This is a genomic window from Rhodococcus sp. 66b (assembly GCF_002076325.1).
Lineage (GTDB): Bacteria > Actinomycetota > Actinomycetes > Mycobacteriales > Mycobacteriaceae > Rhodococcus_F > Rhodococcus_F erythropolis.
Window position 1 is genome coordinate 14,176 of record NZ_MUZB01000015.1, and the last position, 4,753, is coordinate 18,928.

Genomic DNA, 4,753 nt, shown 5'->3' on the forward strand with positions numbered 1-4,753 from the left:
TCTGGAGAGTTCAGGGCAGCGACCAGAACTGAGTAGTCACCAGATAGAAGACGACCACCCAGAACAAGGTCACGGCAGCGACGATCGCCACCCCTTGCGCGTTGGTTTTTGCGACAGGAATCCCTGGAGGTGGACGCAGCCAACGGTGCAGGAGCCGATTCACGTAGTACGGCATCGTGAAGAAACTCATGATGAAGCTCGACAACAGGTTGCCGATCAACAATCCGAGCCAGAGTGGCAGCTTCAGCGGTGACAGCGCCAAAGTTAGCAAGACGACAGTCGGGTAGAGACCGACCCAGACCGCGATCGAGGTTTTTGTCTCCGAAGGTGGAGGGGCCTCGTTTCCGTTCTCGTCGAAGGCAAACCAACTGCCGAACGAATTGTCCACGGTTCGCAGTTCGAAGTCGTGGAACTTGCGACCCTCGGCGAGAAGCTGTTGTCGCTCAGGGGAAGTCAGCCACGTGTCGAGATGGGCAGCATTGTCGAAGCGATACAGCAGGGTCCACTCATCCTGCACACCGTCGACTGGGCGAAACAGTTCGGTGCCGCGGAATCCGTCGAAAGCACTCTCCACCTCCCGAAGGCGATCCTGCCAGGCAAGGAACTCGTCGATACTGTCGTCACCTACTCGGTGCGTCACTACGACAGTCAGCAGCGGGTCCGGAGGCCTGATCCCGCCGCTCACTACCTGCTGCGTGGCCGGGCCGTCGAAAAACTGACGACCGCTGTCGAGGTAGTCCTGCCTCGTCGCGCTGTTGATCCACGCCTGAACATGAGCGATGGAGTCGAATCGGTACACGATCACCCAATCAGGTTGGGTGGGCGTCGGAGCCGCGATTTCTGCCCCGAGGAAGCCTGCATAATCTGCGGCCGCCCGGTTGAGATCTTTCTGCCAGACCTCGAATTCTTTCTCCAGTCCGGCACGCACTCGCTGGCCGATGATGACCGTCGCGGCGCTGTCCGCCGACGTGTTCGCGGTCATCGGTTCAGGCCTGAGTAGATGCGTTCCGGGGTGAGCGGTAGTGACCGGAATCGTGACCCGGTGGCATCCTGCAGTGCGTTCGCCAAAGCAGGGGCAACCGGATTGATGCAGCACTCCGCCATGCCCTTGGAGCGGAGTGGGCCGACGGAGTCTGATGACTCGACGAGGATCACCTCGGTGCGTGGAACATCTGCATAGGTCGGGATCCGGTAGTTACGTAGATTCGGGTTCATCATCGCGCCGTGTTCGTCCACGTGAAAGTTCTCGGTGAGGGCAAAGCCGATGCCCTGGGCGACACCCCCTTCGATCTGCCCCCGCACCTGCGCCGGATTGATGATCATCCCGGCGTCGGTTGCCTGGACACTGTAGAGGATGCGGATCTCACCGGTGACGCGGTGGACGGCGATCCGAAAGCCGTGAGTATTGGACACCACGCTGCGCGGAGATCCGTAAGCCTTCCGCGCCTCGGTGAAGCGGATCCCGCGCGGACGTGCAGCCTCGAGTATCTCCTGAAGAGTCACACGGTTACTGCCGCACACGATCTTGTCGTCGTCCATCGAGCACTGGTCAATCGACACACCGGTGTGCTGCGCGGCGAAGGCCAGTAATCGATCACGGAGCGCATTCGACGCGCGAAGTACCGCGTTCCCCGCTACAAACAGGCCTGCGCTGGCGAAAGCGCCTGTATCGAAACCGGTTCGGTCGGTGTCCGACTGAATGATTCGTACGCGTGACGGTGTTGTGCCCAGCTGATTTGCGGCGATCTGTACGTGGGCCGTAGAAGTTCCCTCACCGAATTCGACTGTGCCGATGGCAAGTTCGTATACGCAGTCTTCGCCGAGGGTGAGCCAGGCCTCGGAAATGTGCTCGGTGGGTGGCGCGGTCTCATGTAGTGAACTGGCAGTACCGGTCCCGATGAGCCAATCGTCTCCGAGCGAGGGAACCGGTTGGCGCTTCAACGCGGCGTCGATCAAATCGATGCATTGACCCAGTCCGTCTTCGGTGAAGATCACGTCGTCGGGGCCGTCTTCGAGTGCGACGAGCGAATCGCCCGGTCGGACGATATTGCGTCGACGCAGTTCGAGCGGATCCATGTTCAGCGCGATGGCCAATTCGGTCATGGCCGATTCCACGGCAAAGGCCGGTTGAGTCATCCCGTACCCACGCAAAGCGCCGCTCGGGACGTTATTGGTGTACACGGAATACGCATCGAACTTCTTGTTCGCACAGCGATAGAGCGAGACTGCCGCGCCGCCGGCAAAGAGTGTCTCTCCGCCGTGGTTTCCGTATGCACCGGTGTTCGAGACGTTGCGATAGTGGAACGCGGTGAGTGTCCCGTCCGACTTTGCTCCGAGCTTGATTGTGAGTTTCATCGGATGACGCGGTGACGCGGTGGTGAACTCTTCTTCTCGGGTGAATTCGAGGCAGACGGGACGACCGGTGTCCAGGGTGGCGAGCGCCACCAGATCTTCGCTGATCACTTCCTGTTTTCCTCCGAACCCGCCGCCCACGCGTTTGCAGAACACGCGCAGCTGATCCGGGCGGAGGTCGAAGAGATGGGCGAGTTTGACCTTGGCGATGGAGGGGGACTGCGAACTCGTGCGAACGTGAAGGCGTCCGTCTTCCATCCATGAAATCGAACCGTGCGTCTCGAGATGTGCGTGCTGCACTCGCGGCGAGAAGTAGGTGCCTTCGTGGATGACGTCGGCCTCGGCGAACCCGGCCTCGACGTCGCCCACGTGACCGTGAAGTTCGAGCAGGATGTTGTGCTCGGGATCTCGAACAAAGGGATCGTCGGATCCGTGCAGGGCTGGAGCGCCGTCGGCCATGGCCTCTTCCGGATCGAACACGGAAGGCAGGATCTCGTAATCGACCTTCACCTTCCGACGGCCTTCTTCCGCAGCGACGACGGAGTCGGCGAGGACGGCCACCACCCGCTGACCCACGAACCGCACGACGTTGTCGAGGATGTACGTGTCGTCCGGATCAACAAGGTGGTCGGTATGAATTGCCGTTGTAAAGAGCTTGCGCGGCACGTCTTTCCAGGTGTACACGCGATGGACACCGGGGACGGCGAGCGCCTCGGTGGTGTCGATGGAGGTGATGCGTGCATGCGCGTGGGGCGAGTGCAGCACTTTCAGGTGCAGCATGCCGTCGATCGCGGTGTCCATAGTGTATTCGGCTCGGCCGGTCACGACGTCGGTGGCCGCCGGCGCCCCGACGCTGGTCCCGACCGCCTGTCCGGGGAGGGCAACTTCGACAGCGCCGACACCGTTGACCGCGTCTTCGATGGATCGGTAACCGGTGCAGCGGCACAGGTTTCCCTTGAGCGCTCGCGGCAAGTCTTCTTTCTGCGCGTCGGTGAGCGCCGCGGAGGTCATGATCATTCCGGCGGTGCAGAACCCACACTGAAAGCCGGGTGCATCCCGGAACTGTTGCTGAATCGGATGGAGATCTTCGGGCGTACCGAGTCCCTCGATCGTGGTCACCGCGCGACCGTCGGCGCGAAAGGCGGGCGTGATGCAGCTGTGTATCGGCGCTCCGTCGAGCCACACTGTGCACGCCCCGCAGTCCCCGCCGTCGCAACCCTTCTTCACCCCGTGGTGTCCGAGGTGTCGAAGAAACGTCCGGAGACACTGTCCCGGGAACGGTTCCTCGTCGAACTTCCGGTCGTTCACCGTGTAGCTCATGACTGGCTCCCCGTGAGTTCGATTCGGAGCTCGTCGGCGTAGTGGCGGGCGAGGTGCAGGCGGTGGTCGGGGGTTCCGTTGGGATCGTCGAACCAACTGTCGGCCGAAATGGAGTCGACAGCTCGTCGCAGAGAGTGCTCGTCCGGCATCGTGTCGAACGTCAGCCGGATCGGATGCGTAGTGCCGGCGGTGATGGTGAGGTGAAAGTCGTCGGCTCCCGGAGTCTGCGTCGCGATCATGAAGATCGTCGAACGGCCGAGGTGCGTGAGACTGAAGCGGCGGTGGGCGTGCCGTTTGGTGAGTGAGTGCACCGGGAACTCGATGCTCCGAAGAACTTCGCCCGGCTCCAGGACATTCTGATGGTCACCGGTCACGAAGTCGCACGCGTCGACGGTCCTCACTGTTCCGTCGGTAGCCCATAGTGTGAACGAAGCCTCGAGTGCAACTGCCAGGGTGATCATCGGTCCGGCTGGAAGTGACATACAGATGTTCCCGCCTACGGTGGCCGAATTCCACACCTTGAAAGACGAGAGGAAGTACTCGCAGCTGACGCGAATAAGTGGACTCGCACGCCAATTGTCCGGCGGGACAAACGCATACAGTTCGGCAACGGTGCACGTAGCTCCGACACGGAAATGAGTCGCGCCGACCTCCAGTGGTGTCCACCCGAGCGCGGTGAGGTCGACGAGTCGACGTGTGTCGGGTTGTTCCGCTGAGAACAGCCACGTTCCTCCCGCGAGCCAGGCGTCGCCGGGACGCCACACGTCCCCTGGGCGATCCGGTGGTCGGCGTATCACGTCGGTAATGGTGGTGATGTCCATGCGCCTGCTCCCCTCGGGGGATGTGTCGTCTCGGAGTGGGACATTACCGAGGTGACGGGACACATTCACACTTTTAGTACATATCGGGCACGCGAAACATGAGCGATACGTACGTGACATCGACTGGTGGGGCGGTGCATGCGCTTGCCGATTCTGGGTACGACTGCTTGAGAGGCGCGATCAGCCTCTTGCTTTCGCGCTGTTGATTCGGACGCGGCTACGCACTCGGCGGCCGCGGAGATCATGCGGGGCGGGGCGCT

3 protein-coding genes are annotated in these 4,753 nt (G+C 61.6%); all 3 read right to left on the reverse strand.

Annotated features, from left to right (window positions below):
* Window positions 1-10 precede the first annotated feature (10 nt).
* From B0E55_RS24975 to B0E55_RS24985, 3 genes are read right to left on the reverse strand one after another with little or no spacing between them, the layout of a single operon-like run.
* Window positions 11-982 (reverse strand): antibiotic biosynthesis monooxygenase, encoded by a 972-nt coding sequence (locus B0E55_RS24975; protein WP_029255495.1) that lies wholly within the window; start codon window positions 980-982, stop codon window positions 11-13.
* Window positions 979-3,672 carry a molybdopterin-dependent oxidoreductase gene (locus tag B0E55_RS24980; RefSeq protein WP_080910673.1) on the reverse strand — a complete coding sequence of 898 codons (2,694 nt, stop codon included), beginning with the start codon at window positions 3,670-3,672 and terminating at the stop codon, window positions 979-981. Before B0E55_RS24980 ends, B0E55_RS24975 begins: the two co-directional genes overlap by 4 nt.
* Window positions 3,669-4,493, reverse strand: a complete 825-nt coding sequence (locus tag B0E55_RS24985) for an FAD binding domain-containing protein (protein ID WP_080910674.1) — start codon at window positions 4,491-4,493, stop codon at window positions 3,669-3,671. Before B0E55_RS24985 ends, B0E55_RS24980 begins: the two co-directional genes overlap by 4 nt.
* Between the last annotated feature and the right edge of the window lie 260 nt (window positions 4,494-4,753).

Excerpts from the sequence above, each read along its gene's own strand:
- B0E55_RS24985 (WP_080910674.1), bottom strand. The coding sequence starts at position 4,493 with ATGGACATCACCACCATTACCGACGTGATACGCCGACCACCGGATCGC.
- B0E55_RS24980 (WP_080910673.1), bottom strand. The coding sequence starts at position 3,672 with ATGAGCTACACGGTGAACGACCGGAAGTTCGACGAGGAACCGTTCCCG.
- B0E55_RS24975 (WP_029255495.1), bottom strand. The coding sequence starts at position 982 with ATGACCGCGAACACGTCGGCGGACAGCGCCGCGACGGTCATCATCGGC.